Source organism: Anaerosphaera multitolerans (assembly GCF_004006535.1).
Taxonomy (GTDB): domain Bacteria; phylum Bacillota; class Clostridia; order Tissierellales; family Peptoniphilaceae; genus Anaerosphaera; species Anaerosphaera multitolerans.
Map to the genome: position 1 here is coordinate 1 of NZ_RLIH01000018.1, position 17132 is coordinate 17132.

General features: G+C 33.7%; 15 protein-coding genes and 1 other annotated feature. Of the genes, 4 read left to right on the plus strand and 11 right to left on the minus strand.

What is annotated here, in order from left to right; all coding sequences use genetic code 11:
* From EF514_RS09615 to rplJ, 4 genes are all read right to left on the minus strand, one after another.
* Positions 1-3899, minus strand: a 3899-nt coding sequence (locus EF514_RS09615) for a Cna B-type domain-containing protein (protein ID WP_164845588.1), incomplete at its 3' end; no start/stop codon positions are given.
* Between the two features lie 434 nt (positions 3900-4333).
* The gene (locus EF514_RS09620; protein ID WP_127725237.1) at positions 4334-6844 is read right to left on the minus strand and encodes a helix-turn-helix transcriptional regulator; all 2511 of its coding nucleotides are present in this window, start codon (positions 6842-6844) and stop codon (positions 4334-4336) included.
* Between the two features lie 192 nt (positions 6845-7036).
* Positions 7037-7423: a 50S ribosomal protein L7/L12 gene (gene rplL / locus EF514_RS09625; RefSeq protein ID WP_127725238.1), complete on the minus strand. Its 387-nt coding sequence runs from the start codon at positions 7421-7423 to the stop codon at positions 7037-7039.
* Positions 7424-7459: 36 nt separating this feature from the next.
* Positions 7460-7999, minus strand: a complete 540-nt coding sequence (gene rplJ, locus EF514_RS09630) for a 50S ribosomal protein L10 (protein ID WP_127725239.1) — start codon at positions 7997-7999, stop codon at positions 7460-7462.
* A 13-nt stretch (positions 8000-8012) separates the two neighbouring features.
* Positions 8013-8143, minus strand: a sequence feature (ribosomal protein L10 leader region).
* A 193-nt stretch (positions 8144-8336) separates the two neighbouring features.
* Between rplJ and EF514_RS09635 the strand changes: the two genes are divergently transcribed.
* The 3 genes from EF514_RS09635 to EF514_RS09645 are packed head-to-tail and all read left to right on the plus strand — an operon-like array spanning position 8337 to position 12545.
* Positions 8337-8990 (plus strand): ABC transporter ATP-binding protein, encoded by a 654-nt coding sequence (locus tag EF514_RS09635; RefSeq protein ID WP_127725240.1) that lies wholly within the window; start codon positions 8337-8339, stop codon positions 8988-8990.
* 13 nt (positions 8991-9003) lie between these two features.
* Positions 9004-11187, plus strand: coding sequence for a COG1361 S-layer family protein (locus EF514_RS09640; RefSeq protein WP_127725241.1), 2184 nt, complete (start codon positions 9004-9006; stop codon positions 11185-11187).
* The gene (locus EF514_RS09645) at positions 11187-12545 is read left to right on the plus strand and encodes an ABC transporter permease (protein ID WP_127725242.1); all 1359 of its coding nucleotides are present in this window, start codon (positions 11187-11189) and stop codon (positions 12543-12545) included. Before EF514_RS09640 ends, EF514_RS09645 begins: the two co-directional genes overlap by 1 nt.
* Positions 12546-12599: 54 nt before the next feature.
* Here EF514_RS09645 and EF514_RS09650 read toward each other — a convergent pair whose 3' ends face one another.
* From EF514_RS09650 to EF514_RS09680, 7 genes are all read right to left on the minus strand, one after another.
* Positions 12600-12935, minus strand: coding sequence for a DUF6054 family protein (locus tag EF514_RS09650; RefSeq protein ID WP_127725243.1), 336 nt, complete (start codon positions 12933-12935; stop codon positions 12600-12602).
* 50 nt (positions 12936-12985) lie between these two features.
* Positions 12986-13687, minus strand: coding sequence for a 50S ribosomal protein L1 (gene rplA / locus EF514_RS09655; protein WP_127725244.1), 702 nt, complete (start codon positions 13685-13687; stop codon positions 12986-12988).
* A gap of 40 nt (positions 13688-13727) precedes the next feature.
* Positions 13728-14153, minus strand: a complete 426-nt coding sequence (gene rplK / locus EF514_RS09660) for a 50S ribosomal protein L11 (RefSeq protein WP_127725245.1) — start codon at positions 14151-14153, stop codon at positions 13728-13730.
* A gap of 75 nt (positions 14154-14228) precedes the next feature.
* Positions 14229-14777, minus strand: coding sequence for a transcription termination/antitermination protein NusG (nusG, locus tag EF514_RS09665; protein ID WP_127725246.1), 549 nt, complete (start codon positions 14775-14777; stop codon positions 14229-14231).
* 10 nt (positions 14778-14787) lie between these two features.
* A complete protein-coding gene (gene secE, locus EF514_RS09670) occupies positions 14788-15006 on the minus strand; it encodes a preprotein translocase subunit SecE (RefSeq protein WP_127725247.1) in 219 nt (72 codons plus the stop codon).
* A 19-nt stretch (positions 15007-15025) separates the two neighbouring features.
* Positions 15026-15175: a 50S ribosomal protein L33 gene (gene rpmG / locus EF514_RS09675; RefSeq protein WP_127725248.1), complete on the minus strand. Its 150-nt coding sequence runs from the start codon at positions 15173-15175 to the stop codon at positions 15026-15028.
* A gap of 118 nt (positions 15176-15293) precedes the next feature.
* The gene (locus tag EF514_RS09680; RefSeq protein ID WP_127725249.1) at positions 15294-16361 is read right to left on the minus strand and encodes a hypothetical protein; all 1068 of its coding nucleotides are present in this window, start codon (positions 16359-16361) and stop codon (positions 15294-15296) included.
* A 117-nt stretch (positions 16362-16478) separates the two neighbouring features.
* Here EF514_RS09680 and EF514_RS09685 point away from each other — a divergent pair, with 117 nt between their 5' ends.
* On the plus strand, positions 16479-17105 hold the full coding sequence (locus EF514_RS09685) for a hypothetical protein (RefSeq protein ID WP_127725250.1): 627 nt from the start codon (positions 16479-16481) through the stop codon (positions 17103-17105).
* The last annotated feature ends 27 nt before the right edge of the window (positions 17106-17132 follow it).

Consider the following 17132-nt stretch of genomic DNA (forward strand, 5'->3'; position numbering starts at 1 on the left):
GGACTGTAACTTGCTGTAAATCCTGCTGGTACTATTTCTTCAACCTTATAGTCTCCATAGTATAATCCTTCTAATGTTAAAGATTCTCCGGCTTTTAATTTAAAGAAGAATTTAGATACATCATTAGCTTGTGGAACTTCAGTTAACCCTTCAATATTTGCTAATGCACTTTCGCCATTTTCCTTAACAGGTCCGGTAATTTCAAATTCAAACACAGGTGGTTCTTGGTTACTTCTAAGTTTTTCAACTCCTGTATCAAATTTTTTCTCTATGGTAATTTTTCCGTCCTGCTCAGCTGTGTATTTATTTGTTATAACTTTACCTGTTTCATCTATACTTGAAGTATAATACTTAGGAACTTCCACTTCTTTTACCTTGTATTCATAAATATGTCCGTCTTTAGCACGTTCCGCTAAATCCTTCCAAGTATAGGTGTATTCTTTTTTACCATCTTCTTTTGGCTCTACGTCGTATTTAATATCTTTTAATTCTTCCCCGTCTCGAAGGAGAACTAAAGTTATAGGTTTATAATCATTTAGTAAACCGTCAGTCCAGATTTTCTTAGCCACAAAGTCTATCTTATTATCTCCAATAAGTTTATTTGTAACTACGATTTCTGCAGGCTCCTCACCATTTACAACTTTTACTTTTCTATCTTCAGGATTGTAACTTGGTTCAAAACCTTCGTGTTCCACTTCAATTACTTCATAGGTAGCATACATTAAACCTTGAAGTACTGTACATTCCGGTCCCTTAATTGTGAAGAAGTATCTTCCGTTTTCTTCTGTTAAACCCTCTACTCCTTCTAATGCATTGCTTCCGTCTGCCTTAGTAGGTCCAATGACTTCAAATTTAAATTCAGGATTTTTTCCTGCTCTTGTAGCTTTATTGCCTACATCAATTACTTTTCTTATCTTTAATTTTCCGTCGGCTTTAGCTGTATATTTATTGGTTATGGTAAAGCCGTCTTTCATATTTCCTGTCACTGTAGATTCATAATATTCAGGTGTTGATTTTTCCTTTACACTATACTGATACTCTAATCCCTTGTCGTCAAATTTTTGTAAATCTTTCCAAGTATAAGTGTATTCACTGGCTCCATCTTCCTGCGGTGCTATGGAATTAGGTTTAATGTCCGTTGCTTTATCATTTCTATAGAGAACTAAATCTACTTTTTTATGTTCGTTTAAAAGACCGCCAACCCATACTTTTTTAGCTGTAACATCTACAGTCTTATCATCGGCTTTAGGACTATTTGTAACGATTAATTCCTTACTCTTATCATTAATGGCTAAGCTTACTTTACCGTCTTTTTCACTGTAGCTTACTAGGAATCCCTTAGAGTCGGTTTCCTTAACCTGATATTCTCCATAAGGTAAATTTTTTAATATTAATGACCGACCTGCTTCCAGTTTAAAAGTAAATTTATTTTTATCTGCTGTAGGAGTTAAATCTTTAATTCCATCCAGTGCATTTGTGCCGTCTGCCTTTGTCGGTCCGGTAATTTCAAATTCAAATTCCAGTTTACCTGCCTTAGCGGACTTTGTACCTGCTACAGGGTCAAATTTTTTCGTTATCTTTAATTCGCCAAGTGGTTTTTCCACATTAGTTACTATAATTGGTGTATCTTCATCACCTTGTTTAATCTTAAAGGTATCTGTGTTCTCTCCGTAAATATTATAAGTTGTTTCATAGTCTGATGCCTTATGCTCAATTGGTCCTGAGAATTTTTCAGCAGCCACTGTGTAGGTGTCTTCTATACGAAGATTGGTCATAACTTTCTTGCCACCGGCTTTAACAGTGTACTCTTTCTTATAGTCTCCCTTGTCGTTGTCCACCGGCATTGTAAATTCTCTTTCATCTGCTTCAAATCCTTCCGATGGAACTAGGAAACCTAAACTGTTAATTAGTTTCTTTTCAATTACCAGAAGAATCGGATCTACTTTTGGAACATCTACTATAATCTTTTGCTGCTGTCCCTTATTATCTACGTAATCTAAGACAGTTTCTCCATTGGTGGCAAAGTTTTTACCATCCTCTGAAGTTGCATTTAAAATAGCATCATCGATTTCAATAGTATATCTCAACTCAGCATATTTTATATCAGAGCCTTCTGCAATAGGTTTCTTTAAAGTTCCTATATCCCATTCTATAGTTTTGTTTATCTCATCGTATTTCACAACCCCATCTGTCGGAGTAATTGAACTGACATCACCATACACTACAAATCCCATTCCCATCGGGTCTGTAACTTTACAATTCTTTGCTGCCGATAGAATATCTCCGCCGATTACTTGAAAGATTTCTTCCAAGTCTTCAGGTTCTGCAGTGTAATCTTTTCCTGAACTTGCCACACCTTTTAATACTTCAGTACCATCAGGACTCATACTTAGTGCTATGGTGTAGATCCAATTGCCTTCAGATTTTGCAAAGCCTGCTTCTGCGATGGTAGAGTTACCATGATTTATAAAATACTTAGTACCGTCTTCTGTAGTATCAAATAAAATTCTTAGATGGTCTCCATCTCCCTTAGATTCACTATATACAAATTCACTTTCAGGGATTTCTGTTGAAGATTCAAAATGCTCTCCGTATGGTATCCAATATTGATTTTTATTTTTGAAATTGTAACTATAAGTTGGCTCTCCATCAGATAGTAGTACCATATTTTGCATATCTGCATCGGAATTTTCAAGTAGGGCACTGCCTTGTCTAACACCTGCCTGAGTTAAAGTTCCTCCTTGTGCCTCTAAAGCATTTATAGCATTTACAATTGCCTCTCTGTCATCAGTTAATGCCTGATCAACTGTTACACTTGATGAATAGGACACAACTGCAATTCTGGTCTTAACACTTTCATCAGACAGTAGGGTGTCTGCAAATTTAATTGCCGCTGACTTAGCAGCATCCATTCTCGAGCCGCCACCACTTGCGTCCTTGTTCATACTTCCTGAACGGTCGACTACCAATACAATATCTGAACTGGTTTCGTCGTCTCTTCCTTCTATTCTTAAAGTAATATCCCACATATTTACTTTGCCTTCTACAGGTTCAGCATCTTTAGTCATGGTTACTTCGCCCAGTTCTAGGCCACCATCAAGAGAGCGTTTAGTCCTGTAACTTGTTTCAGGATAGATGTCGTATCTGATTTCAGGAGCTTCAATTTCCATAGGACCAGGTAAATTGTCTAAGTTCAGTAGAAATTCAGGTTCTTCTTGTTTTTCCAATTCACTTTTAAATTCATTTAAGCTCGCCATCTCTTCTTCAACTATTATGTCAATTTCTTCCTTAGATTGAGCACTGTCTATTTTTTCAAGTACCACAGCAAGCTTGGAATCCAACTCCGCTACAATTTCTTCATTTTCAATATTTAAATTTTTCAATTTTTCATATTCTTCAATTATTGTAGCTTTAGCTTCATTTCTAACATTTTCTAAATCTTCGTCTTCTTCCGCAATTAAATTGTCCAATTCCATTCTTAAAGATTCAATTTCACTTAATTCTCTTGTAACTATTAAGTTTATTTCTTCTTCAGTTTCAGCAACTTCAATTTCATTTAAAGCTATTGTCAAGTTTTCTTCTATTCTGTTTAAAAAATCCTCATTAATTTTTTCGTGTTCTTTTAAACTATTATAACCGTCTTTAATCTCTTCCTTGCCTTGCTCTCTTAATTCAATTAACTCTTCTGTAAAATCATCTTCAAAATCAAAATCATCTTCATTTAAATCTCCTTGGACATCTAAATCTTCCTGAATATCTTCTTGATTAATATTTTGATTTGAAATTTCATCAATGGCATAAACAATACCCAATGTTGCAAATTGCTCAAATACCAATGTCATTATTAACAGAAATAAAATCAATTTTTGTTTAAGCGATTTTCGATTACTATTTTTCATCTCCTTCACTCCTCTCATTTTGATAACTTAACAATACTTTCTTCTAAACTTCACTCCATACCACTTTCTTGTTTGCTAAATAATTCAATTTATGAGATTTCTGAGATTAAAAACAATGCTTAAAACTTGTGAAAATTAATTTTGACAAATCCAGATATAAAGCAAAGCTTTAATAAAACTAAATTTATTTAAACTTAAATCATTACACTACCACCCTTTCTTTACATCGTTAAATTGTTAACGTTTTCCTATATTTTTCAAGTCAATTCTCTATAAAATTCTGACAGTTACCATTCTTTCTAATTAAAGCTTATCAAGCCCTAACTGCCATTCAAGAAGTATTTTCATTGTGCCTGCATAAAAAAATAAATAAATAAAGGCCATTAAGTTCTGTCATTTCAATGACTTTAACTTAATGACCTATTCTAAAAAAATTATAAAATTCCCAGTAATTTTCCCTTGTTAATTGCCTCTTGTGAATTTCCAACTTCTAAATCTCTATAAAGCAGCCTTACGTGATTCTTAACTGTCCCATAACTTAACTTCAATTCTTCTGCAATCTCAGCATAGGTTAAACCCCTTGAGATATACTCTAATATTTCTTGCCGTCTTGGAGTAAGTTCAGCATTTCCTTTTATTAAATTTAAATTATTTTCTTCAGCAATGCTATTTAAAATATTTTTTAAAAACTCCCGCTTTTCCTTAGAAACACCCTTCTCTTTTAATATGTATTGGAGTAACAGATAAATTTCCGGCCCATTACTAATAAATAATCTTGAAAAATTATATACATGAGCAATGTCTACAGCTTTTTTTAAACTCTTTAGGGCATAATCTAATTCATCCATATTAATATAACATATTCCGAGAAGTGTTCCCACTTCAATTTGATCCAAGTCCCTTTTATAATTCTCCGCAAATTTTAAAAGCTTTCTTCCAAATTCAACAGCTTCACTATACATCTTCAAAGCCATATAACTTTTAAGAGTTGCAAAGGAACGACAAAGATTATAAAAAGTAATTTTCTTTTCATCTATAAGCGGATAGGCTTCAAGCCAGTTTTCAGCAGCCAATACATCTCCTTTTTCAATTTTATAAAATACATATTCCGCATTAAAATTATGTAGCAATGCATTTGCAGGTTTTTTTTGTACATATTTTCCCAGCTGAATATAAAGTCTTTCTACTAAAAAATCAGATTTCATTACTCTTAAAATAGCTATTAAAATTGAATTCACTAAAAATACAGTTTCATAATTGGTACTAACTGTTAGTTTACCATAGGCTTCAAGAGCTAATTCCGCTGCTTTTAAAATATTATTCTGTTCAAATAGTATTCCCGCCCTTAAACAAAGCACCATTAAAATCGTATCTTTACCTATCATTTTTCCAAAAGAATTAAAAATATCACTTATATCTTTTTCATTCAAATCATAAAATTCTGAATAGTCCCTCATAGACCTATGAAAATACGGAAACTTATGAGTAATAGTTGGAGTGTATATCTCTTTTTTATTATACTTCACTTCTTCCGGTAAATCTTGTAACAATTTAACCGCCTTTTTAGAAATACTTTTCAGAGAAACATTGAAATTTAAAGAACTTTGAAAAATCACTTTCTCTAAAAGACCGGGATTCGTTGCGGCAATTTCACTTAAATTTTCCAGTAAAATTTCCATATCACTTAAATATAAGTCACTATCTCCCATCATAAAGGAATACCATGAACGTCTAACGAGTATATTGTAATTATTAACAACTACTTCATTGGGTAAGTTCATTACTATTTCTCTTCCAAACTGTAAATGAACTTCCAAGGGTGTGACGCTTTCCATTTTTGCCAACTCAAATAAACAAAGATCAATTTTATCGTACTGCTTGTTTTCCATATACAGCTTAGCCGCTCCAAAATAATCTTTGCTTTTAAAAAGCCAGTCTGCCGTTTTTTCTTTAACTGCCCTTAATTCTTCCTCTGTAAATATTTTATTTGCTTGATTTATTAAAAACAATTTAAATAAATCGTGAAAGTAATAAGTAAAATCATCTATCATAGTTAAAAAAATATTATTGTTATAGATTTTTAAAAGACTGTCTTTAACATCATCTCCAAATATAAATTTACAGTTTTCTTCTGTTACCATAGGTAAGTAAGCACATCCAATAAGAAATTTCTGTGTCTCTATGTCCCATGTGTCCCAAATATACTTTTTAAAATAATCGTCAAAGAGATTTTCGGGAAAGATAACATTGTCTATTAAAGAGAGATTACTCATTAATAAAACCTGTATTCCCATAACCCAACCCTTAGTTATATTAACTAACTCTCTGGCCATTTTCATACAAGTGGCATTTTTTACCCTTACCTGCTCTCTCTTTACACAAAGTTCCTCTGTATCCTCCGTTGAGAATTCCAAGTCTTCTTTATTAAAGATAACAAATTCATCTTCAATAAAATTATCTATGTCCTCTCTGCTTAAAAAACCGATGGTAATATATGTAGGTAAACGTTTGACTATTAAATGTAATGAATCCTTAACTTCTTTGCTTGCAAGTTGTAAATCATCTATAACTAAGTAACAACGCTTACTCTTATCCGGAAGTTTCTTTAATATTTCAAATACTGTTGCAAGCTCAAAATCAAAGTTTGCATTTTTTACCGCTTTTCTAAATTCCCTATCCGGTACTATAGATGCTATGGCTTCTATAAAATGTCTATAAAAAGTTGAACTATTGGAATTTCTTGAATCCACTTTAATCCATGCTTTTTCACCATTGAGGCTTTCCATATATTGTACTGCAAAGACAGTCTTACCATAACCTCCCGGAGCAGAAATAAAAAATCTCTTTTTTGACTTTACTTCTCTTTTGAAATCATTAAGAACTTCTTCTCTTAAAACCCACCTTCTATCAACTCTGGGTTGTCTAAATAAATATTTTTCTCTCAAGTTCACCGCCTCCCTATTGTCTAATTAAACATATAATAAACATTACTTTAATAAAGGACAGTATTTAGTTTGATTATATACAATAAACCTATTTTTTGCAAAATCCATTTAATTCAAACATTTTCGGTGGCAGTATTATTAAAAATAAAAAAACCTAAGGTCCAATAACCTTAGGCTTAAAATTTAAAGAAATTAAGCAAGTTCTACAACTGCTCCTACTTCTTCTAATTTAGTTTTCATTTCTTCTGCAGCATCTTTAGCTACGCCTTCTTTAACAGCTTTTGGAGCTCCGTCTACTAGAGCTTTAGCTTCTTTTAGTCCAAGACCAGTTAAGTCTTTAACTACTTTAATAACTTTAACTTTTTCTTGTCCAGCTTCTTTAAGAACTACATCAAATTCTGTTTTTTCTTCCGCTGCTGCTGCCGGTGCTGCTCCACCTGCTGCCGGTGCTGCTGCAACTGCCATTGGAGCTGCTGCTGATACACCAAACTCTTCTTCTAGAGCTTTAACTACTTCTGATAATTCTAATACTGTTAATCCTTTTATTTCTTCAATAAGTCCTTGTACTTTTTCTGACATTTTAATACCTCCAAATATTTTTAAATTATGCTACCTTTAAGCTGTAGCTTCTTCCGCTTTTTTGTCCGCAATAGCTTGTAATACCACTGCCAAACCTCTTATGTTTCCGTTTAACACATTTACAAAACCTTGTAGTGGAGCATTTAATCCACCTAGTACTTGAGCTATTAATACTTCCCTAGCCGGTAACTTAGCAAGATCTTGTATTTCCTCTTTAGTGATTATTTTTCCGTCAACTATACCGGATTTAATTTCCAGTTCTTCATGTTCTTCAGCAAACTTTGACGTAATCTTTGCTGCTGCAACTGCATCTTCCATTGAAAAAGCAACTGCACTTGGTCCCTTTAAAAATTCTGAAATATCATCGTAACCAAGTTCTTCAAAAGCACGTCTCATCATAGTGTTTTTATAAACTTTATAGTCTACATTTGCCTCTCTATATTGAGATCTAAGTTCTGTTACTTCTGCAACGTCAAGACCTCTATAGTTTACAAGTACTATACTTTGTGCGCTTTGAATTTTTTCTTTAATTTCTTCAACTAATTGGGTTTTCATTTGAAGTTTTTCTTCTCTCACTCTTTCACCCCCTGAATATATAAAAAAATCTCATCGCAGACTTGATGAGATTACAAAAAATCGAAATAATATCGATATTTATCACCTCGGTAGGATTATTAAAGCATAGCTCCCTACTGTCTGCGGTTATTTTACCGAGTGTTATGTTATCAAATATAGATGAATTTGTCAACAAATTTAACTAAGCTTTTTAATTCTTTTTATCTGAAAACATTTTAACAATTTTGTAAATATTTTCCCCATAGGTCTGTGATATAATTATTTTGAATTTTAACTGAGAGAGGTGGTAGTTATTAATGTCATAATAAGTATTAGAAATTTAACAAAGGTATACAAAATGGGTTCAGAAAACGTTTTTGCTCTTAATGACATAAACTTAGATATATATAAAGGAGAAATACTATGTCTCCTAGGTACTTCAGGTTCAGGTAAGTCCACATTGTTAAATATGATGGCGGGACTTGAAAAACCTACAGAGGGTGAAATTATCGTAGGCAAACTTCATTTAGAAAAGTTAAATGAAGAAAAAATCACTAAATTCAGACAGTTAAATGTTGGTTTTGTATTCCAATCCTATAATCTCATATCCACATTAAACGCCTTGGAAAATGTAAGTCTGGGAATGACTTTTAAGGGCATCCCCAGAAAAGTAAGAGATAAGGCAGCTAAGGACATCCTCATTAAAGTGGGACTTGGCGATAGACTTTACCATAAGCCCAATGAGTTAAGCGGCGGGCAACAACAAAGAGTATCTATTGCACGAGCCTTTGTAGATAAACCTACTTTGGTTTTTGCCGATGAACCTACCGGCAACTTAGATACCAATACTTCCTTTGAGATAATGGATCTAATGTGCTCCATGGCAAAAAGGTACAATCAAACTCTCGTAATTGTAACTCATGACGTTGAAACCTCTGTCTATGCTGATAGAGTTGTGGAATTAAGAGATGGAAAAATAGTAAAAATCGAAGATTCAAAAGTAAGAATGTAAACCGGAGGAAAAAATGAAAAAGTTTTTATGTATTATCTTTACACTTATATTTTTTATAAGTTCAGTTCCCGTCAGCGCAGGACAACAGAACAAAACCGGTGCTGATTACGAATTTGCTGTTACAGATACTAAGCTAACTAATAATGACGTTGCTGTTTCAGATATTAAGTTAAACGTATCTGCAACTCAAACTGTAACAGTAAGTGAAGGTACATCTGCTGCAGTTGATGTAACTATTACAAATAACAGTGATAAAAAAGTAGACAATGTAACTGCACAGGCAGTAATAGAAAATCCTGATAAGGCATATATTGACGGAGACGGCTATATTTATGGCGGTGCAGTTAATATATATGGAGGTTCCAGCGAAAGAGGCTCATTTTCCATAAGAACGGAAAGTGACTTTACTTCAAAGACCATTCCCATAAAAATTAATTTAAGATACTACTTAAATGGAAAGGTCCAAGATCAAAGCGAAACTATTTACGTAAGAGTTACTGCACCTGAAAAGCCTGTTAATCCTGCCATTGAAATTTCAAAAGTGGATTCCGTATGGGTAAATAAAGTTGATGCCGGAAAGGAATTCCAAGTACTCTTTGAAGTTAAAAACACCGGCGATGCAGTGGCAAGAAATATAAAAATTTCTATTAACGGTTTGGAAACGGGAAAAATAACCTTGGCAAACGGACTTTCCACAGTTGATATTACAGCTCTAAGTCCCGGAGATTCTCAATTTGTCTCCTTTAACTTAAAAACGGAGCAATCTGCACCGGGCGGAACCTATATGCTGGATTTAAGCTATAGCTTTACAGGCGAGGGAGATAGTACCGTCGATGCCGGTAGAAGTCCAAAGGAGGGCAAGTATCAATTTTCCATGGGCGTTATTAAAGCTCCCATATCCCAGTCGTCTTTGGAGTTTAAAAATATAACCTTCCCCACTGGAGCTGTCGGAAGAAATCAAAGTGTAAAAATTTCCTTTGACTTGGTTAATACTGGAAAATATACTGCAGAAAACATTAAGGTTACTGCAAATTCTCAAGATCAAGGAGGACTTGCATCAAAGTCAGTGTCTCAAGTAAACGTTAAACCTTTGGCACCGGGAAAATCAGCGCACTTTTCCTTTGAATTTATTACTACTCCCGCTGCTGAAACAAAGAATTATCCTGTGGAAATAAAAGCAACCTATACTGATGAGAAAACCACTGAAAGTTCAAATGAAAACTCTCAAATTGTAGGTGTATTTGTAAAAGCCCCTAAGGAAAAAGACCCTAATGCAAAGGACCAATCACCCGTTCCAAAGCTTATTATTGAGGAATATTCCTTTGACCCTCAAATAATTGAAGCGGGCAGACCTTTTAAAATGTACCTTAAGCTTTACAATACAAATGCAAATAAAAATGTGAGAAATATTAAAATATTCTTAACTTCGGACATTCAGGAATCTGCCACGGGAAACTCACAGGACAGCGCAAATACTTCAGGCCCAAGTCCGTCTTCTACAGCTTCAGTTTTTACACCTGTGGGAAGTTCCAATACTTTTTATGTAGATAATATAGGTCCGGGAAAGAGAGTTGACAAGGAAATAACCTTAACTACTGTTCCCGACACGGCTGCTAAAACCTATACAGTAATTGCAAACTTTGAATATGAAGATGCACAGGCCAATAAATATGAAGCCACTGAGCAAATAGGAGTTCCCGTAGTACAACAGGCAAAGCTTGAAGTGGGAGAAATAGTTCCTCAAAGTGAATTTTCAACGGGTATGGATACTCCTCTTTCCGTTGACTTTTACAACACAGGTAAAGCTACTCTTTACAACGTAATGGTAAAAATCACAGGTAAGGATTTAAAATTTGATACTCCAACTTATTATAAGGGTAATTTTCAGCCGGGATCCTCTGATCAATTTTCAGTTAATATAAATCCCGAAAGCCAGGGAAAGAAAAAAATTACCTTGGAGTTTACCTTTGAAGATTCCACCGGTGAAACTCAAAGTATTAAAAGAGATTATGAATTTGAAGTAATGGACTTTGAAGGAATGAATTTTGAAGAGGACTTCCCCGTAGATAAGGGCGGAGGATTTCCCTTTATACAAGTAATCGGTGCAGTAGTATTAATAGGAGCCGGAGTAGGTACCTTTTTATTAATAAGAAAAAGAAAGTCTCAAGATGATGAAGATGAGGATTTGGAATTATAATGAAAAGCAAAGATTTAATAAGTATGGCTCTGAGAAATCTCAACAACCGAAAGTTAAGAACATTTTTAACTGTACTGGGTGTGGTTATCGGCGCAACTTCTATTATAATTATGCTTTCCATCGGCTTTGGTTTTCAAAAAATAAATCAACAAAGCTATGAGTCCATGGGAGATTTAACAACTTTGGACATGCACTCAGAAAGATTTTTCTATGATGAAAGTCCAAGTAGCTCTAAAAAAGAAAAACTCTTAAATGACAGTGCAGTTTCAGAAGTTAAAAAAATTGAACACGTTCAGGCTGTAATGCCCATGTACAAAGGTAATGCCACTTTGGAAACCGGTCGTTTTATAAATGGTTATGTGAACATTGTAGCAATTCCCGCTGACGCTATGGGAGAATTTGGCTTTGAAATAGAAGAAGGACGTCTTTTAAATTCACAGGACAGTACCAGCGGAGGTGTTGTCGTAAGTAACGGAGTTAAGAGAGGTTTTTACAATGAAAAGCAACCCGGCATCAGAGCGGAAGATAAAATAGACTTAATGAAGGCTAGAATAGAAATTAAAGATTTTCAAGTTCAGGATTTTTCCAGCGGAGGCTATTATTCAAGTTATAACTTTGATGAAAATTTTGAAACAAAACAATATGTGGAAAAATTAAAAGTTGTGGGAGTATTAGTGGACAATCCAAATGATTGGGAAAATTACAATACTGTATATATGACCTTGGATTACTTTAAAAAATTTAAAAGAGCTACAGAGACCGCCACTAATACCAAGGGAAAAGACTTAAAAACCTATTCCAACATAAAAGTAAAAGTTGACGATATGAAAAATGTGGAGGAAGTTCAAGAAACTATAAAATCCATGGGCTACGAAGCCAGTAATATGTATGCGGATATTTTAAAGGAGAGCAACAAACAAATAGTAGTTGTACAGGCGGTTTTCGGCGCCATAGGAGCAATAGCCTTTATCGTTGCAGCCATTGGCATAACCAATACTATGATTATGTCCATCTATGAGAGAACTAAAGAAATTGGAGTTATGAAAGTAATAGGCGCCTCTATTAGGGATATTAAAAAACTCTTCCTTGTTGAATCGGGATTTATAGGTTTCTTTGGTGGTATTGCCGGAATTATCTTCTCCTTAATCCTGTCCTTTTTAATAAACCACTTCTTTTCAGGTTTTATGATGGGAATGGTGGGACCTGAAGCGGGATTTACTCCGAAACTATCCTATATTCCCGTTTGGCTGATTTTTGTCTCTCTCCTATTTTCAACCTTGGTGGGAGTTCTATCAGGCTACCTTCCTGCACGAAGGGCTATGAAACTCTCCGCCCTAGATGCAATAAGAAGCAAGTAAAATACTAAAAACTTAAAATAAAAGTAGTAGGCATGCAATAACATGTCTACTTTTTTAAGTGTACTTTTTCAAACTTTCCACTAAAGTGCTTAGAAAGGATTCTTCGCTATAGGTATTTACTTTCCAGATTAAAGCTTGACTTCCTCCAGATGCAATGGCACTTAAAAACAAATCTTCTCCGCTGCCTATAAGGGTTAAGTTCAAACTCACTCTATTTCCTCCAAAAGCACTGTACCTCTCATATACTCTCACAGCAATTCTCACCCCATATACACTGTAATCACTTCCACCTTCAAAGGAAGAGGGCATACTCTTATTCATTACAGTATTATGGCAAAACTCCAAAATTTCTTCAAAGTCTCCCTTTAATTTTTTCTCATATTTGGTCATAATTTACATCCATAAAAAAAGAAGTGGATTTCTCCACTTCACAGGTGTTTTTATTGTTCCATTAACTTTTGACCGTTTATTCTAATTCCAGGGCCCATTGTTGTTGCAAGTGTAACACTCTTTAAATAACGTCCTTTAGCTGATGCAGGCTTTGCCTTTATAATAGCTGAAACTAAAGTTTTAAAATTGTCTTGTAACTTTTCAGTTCCAAAAGATACCTTTCCAATCGGTACGTTGATTATAGCAGCCTTATCTACTCTATATTCAACTTTACCCGCCTTAGTTTCCTCTACCGCTTTACCTACTTCAAAAGTTACTGTACCTGACTTAGGGTTTGGCATTAATCCCTTTGGTCCTAAAACTCTACCGATTTTACCAACTACACCCATCATATCAGGTGTTGCAATCATTACATCAAAGTCAAACCAATTTTCTGTTTGGATTTTTTCAACATACTCTTCTCCACCTGCATAATCAGCTCCTGCATCTAATGCTTCCTGAATTTTATCTGCTTTTGCAAGTACGAGAACTTTTTTAGTCTTACCTGTTCCATGTGGAAGTACTACAGTACCTCTAACTTGTTGGTCTGCATGTCTTGGGTCTACTCCAAGTCTTACTGCAAGTTCAACTGTTGAGTCAAACTTCGTAGTTGATGTCTTTTGAACTAACTCAATAGCTTCATCGGCATCATATAATTTATTTCTATCTATAAGCTTTGCGCTTTCAATATATTTTTTACCTCTTTTTGGCATTAAAATCCCTCCTTGTGGTATTAACGGAAATTTCCTCCCACTATCCTTCTACTTCTACACCCATGCTTCTGGCTGTTCCAGAAACCATTCTTACAGCAGCTTCAAGACTTCCAGCATTTAAGTCCTGCATTTTTAATTTAGCTATTTCTTCTATTTGAGCCTTTGAAATTTTTCCAACTTTTTTCTTATTAGGCTCTCCACTTCCTGTATTTAAGTTTATAGCTTTTTTAATTAACACAGCTGCAGGTGGTGTTTTAGTAATGAATGAAAATGATCTGTCTTGGTATACAGTTAATACAACAGGAATTATAAGACCTGCTTGGTCTTGAGTCTTTGCGTTAAATTCCTTTGTAAACTGCATAATATTTACACCGTGAGGTCCTAGAGCGGTACCTACTGGTGGCGCTGGTGTTGCCTTACCAGCTGGAATTTGTAATTTTACTATAGCTATTACTTTCTTTGCCATTTTTTTCCTCCTTGTGGTTTGAGCGGGAATATCCCTCCCACTTTGTGAAGACTGAGGTAAACTCATCTTCCCATGTTACTGTTTCATAATTTGATTAAAATCCAATTCAACTAAAGTGTCACGTCCAAACATGGATATAGTAACTTTTACTTTTCGCTTATCATAGTTAAAGGAATCTACTTTACCTACAAAATCATTAAAAGGTCCGCTTATTACTTTTACAGTTTCCCCGATTTCATATTCATCAAAACTATCCTCTTCACTATTTACTCCAAGTACTCTTACTTCCTCATCGGACAATGGCACTGGCTTTGATCCCGGGCCTACAAATCCTGTAACTCCTCTTGTATTTCTAACAAGGTACCAGGATTCATCATTCATTATCATCTTAACAAGTACATAGCTTGGGAACATCTTTCTCTCTTTTACTTTCGTAACGCCTTCTTTGTTTTCAACGTACTCCTCAATGGGTACTTGAATGTCAAAGATCAAGTCCTGCATTCCCCTATTTGCTACCATGGCCTCCATATTGGCCTTTACCTTGTTCTCATGTCCTGAATAGGTGTGAATCACATACCATTTTGCTTCCTTTTCCCTATCTTCTAAAATTATTTGTTCATCCACATTATCACCCTTATCCGTAAATAAGTTTTAAAGCGAACATAACAATTTTATCGAATACAGCTAGTAAAAGTGCAAATAATATACACGCTACAATTACAATAAGTGTGTAATTTAAAACTTGTTTTTTAGTTGGCCATACAACTTTTTTGAATTCAGATTTTACTCCTCTGAAGTATTTAGATATACTTTTCTTATCTTCAGCTTTCTTTACAGAATCCTTTGCTGCCAATATACTTCCTCCTCTTAAATTACTTTGTTTCCTTATGAATTGTGTGTTTCTTACAGAATTTACAATACTTATTTAGTTCCAATCTTTCTGTCGTGTTCTTTTTATTTTTAAAAGTATTGTAATTTCTTTGTTTGCACACTGTGCATTCTAAAACTACTTTATCGGCCATAAAAACACCTCCTATAAAAAAAGGACTTTTCCTTATTTTTAGTCACAATGACCCTATATTAAAATTTACCTAAATAGATTATCACAATCAGCTTAATTTGTAAAGGCTTTTTAACTTCTTAATTTGTCTCAAGTGTTGTCAATAGGTAGTTTATGAAATATTTTACAAAGCTGACATCTTCATAAATAATTAAAGTTTCCTTTAAAATATTCCAAAACTCCTCTCTGTCCTTGTACTGATAGAGTACATCTTCCGAAACTTTAAACAAATGCTTTGAAACCTCTTCAAATTCCCACTTGTTTAAACTTGCCAACTCCTCATAGACAAAGTCCGTATTAATTCCGAGAGATTCATAGAATAAATAGTTGTAATTAAATTTAGCATCTTCATCAAATTTAAAGCTTAAATTCAATTCCTTAACCTCCTCCGACTTTACGGTAAAGGGATTGATTTCAAGAGCATGTCTTGTAATATTTAAAAGCTCAGTTAGTATTATATCCTCCTTAAAGTAAATTAAAACTCTTACAGCAGGTTCTATAACCTCCCTTAAGGTAAATAAATCCACACTTGGAAAGCCCAATTTATCTATGTCTTTTTTCCCCTCAATAACATCTATAAATCTACTGTGCTCTTTTAAAAGTTCATAAATATTCATTTTTTCATAGACTTTGACTTTTAAAAAGTTTATATACTCCTTTGAAACAACTTTTAATTCATAATCCATAAAATTGTCCACTTTAAAATCATATATATTTTTTATTAAACTCTTTATATCATCTTCATAGTCCACCTTGCCGTTATACTTACAATTATAGAGATTTTTCTTTAAGGTTCCCAAAATTCTATTTTTAAATATATTGGAACTTACATCACTTTTAAATTCAAACTTCTTATAAATACTTAAAAGCTCCTTAAAATTTAAAGCACTTAATTTTATATTTTTAAAGTCTATTAAGTCCTTCTTATCAATTTCAGATTGTCTTATATTGTAAATTTCACTTTTATTTACAGGTATGGCCAAATCCTTTAAAATTTGGGGATTTTCTCTTAATTCAAATATGTCCTTACTATGCACAAAAATGAAATTGTTGTCTTCATCTATGGCTAAAACCAAGTAATCCGCACAACTTACTTTTAAAGCTGCCTTTGGAACGTACTTTTTGCCATTGTTAATTATTTCAAACATAATTTTCACCTTCTTTAAGACCAAGTCTTAAACCATTTTAAATAATTCCACAGAATGATATAATTATTATAATACTTTACCATATATTAATTATAACTTAAATACAAAGGAGATAATATGAATATAAGGAAAAAATTAATTTTCACGCTGGTCTTTGCGCTCTTTGCACTGCCCATACTTTATTTTAAGTTCGGCTCAACGCCAAATTTTCTAAAAAATACATCCTCCACGGATATTAAACCCTCTATTCAGGTTTCAAAGGACGATAGAAAACCCATTATATTTACTTTTAAAGAAAGTGAATATAAAAAATTATCCTCTGAAAATATTCAGGACTTTAAAAACAAGTCCAAGGGTAGAGTTGAAGGTGAAATACCCTGTGTCTATTTAAGCGAAGATAAAAATCTGCACATTGAATTTTTAAAGGGTAAAGATATAATAAAACCCGATGAGATACCCTCTATAAAGCTATCCATCTACCCAACCTCCTCTCAAGATGAAAACCAGGACTTAAGGGTGGTAGAGGACTTTTTAAAAGAGGATGGTGATAAGTACATCTATGAAATTAAAAGGTATAGAACTCAGTATGATAAATATTTTTTAGAAATCTTAGATGTGGAATTGAATTTTAAAATAGATGGCGAAGAGTATATATCTCTATTTAGCATATGTTCTTCAAATGTTGAAAAGGATGCTGAAGCTGTAGAAAATGAACCTTTAAAGGAACCTGTTTTAGCAGAGTAGCTAAATAAATTATTGTGAACAACTAAA

Coding starts and splice junctions, on each gene's coding strand:
- rplL (WP_127725238.1), bottom strand. CDS start 7,423: ATGTCAGAAAAAGTACAAGGACTTATTGAAGAAATAAAAGGATTAACA.
- EF514_RS09635 (WP_127725240.1), top strand. CDS start 8,337: ATGGGTTCAGAAAACGTTTTTGCTCTTAATGACATAAACTTAGATATA.
- EF514_RS09640 (WP_127725241.1), top strand. CDS start 9,004: ATGAAAAAGTTTTTATGTATTATCTTTACACTTATATTTTTTATAAGT.
- EF514_RS09645 (WP_127725242.1), top strand. CDS start 11,187: ATGAAAAGCAAAGATTTAATAAGTATGGCTCTGAGAAATCTCAACAAC.
- EF514_RS09650 (WP_127725243.1), bottom strand. CDS start 12,935: ATGACCAAATATGAGAAAAAATTAAAGGGAGACTTTGAAGAAATTTTG.
- rplA (WP_127725244.1), bottom strand. CDS start 13,687: ATGCCAAAAAGAGGTAAAAAATATATTGAAAGCGCAAAGCTTATAGAT.
- rplK (WP_127725245.1), bottom strand. CDS start 14,153: ATGGCAAAGAAAGTAATAGCTATAGTAAAATTACAAATTCCAGCTGGT.
- rpmG (WP_127725248.1), bottom strand. CDS start 15,175: ATGGCCGATAAAGTAGTTTTAGAATGCACAGTGTGCAAACAAAGAAAT.
- EF514_RS09680 (WP_127725249.1), bottom strand. CDS start 16,361: ATGTTTGAAATAATTAACAATGGCAAAAAGTACGTTCCAAAGGCAGCT.
- EF514_RS09685 (WP_127725250.1), top strand. CDS start 16,479: ATGAATATAAGGAAAAAATTAATTTTCACGCTGGTCTTTGCGCTCTTT.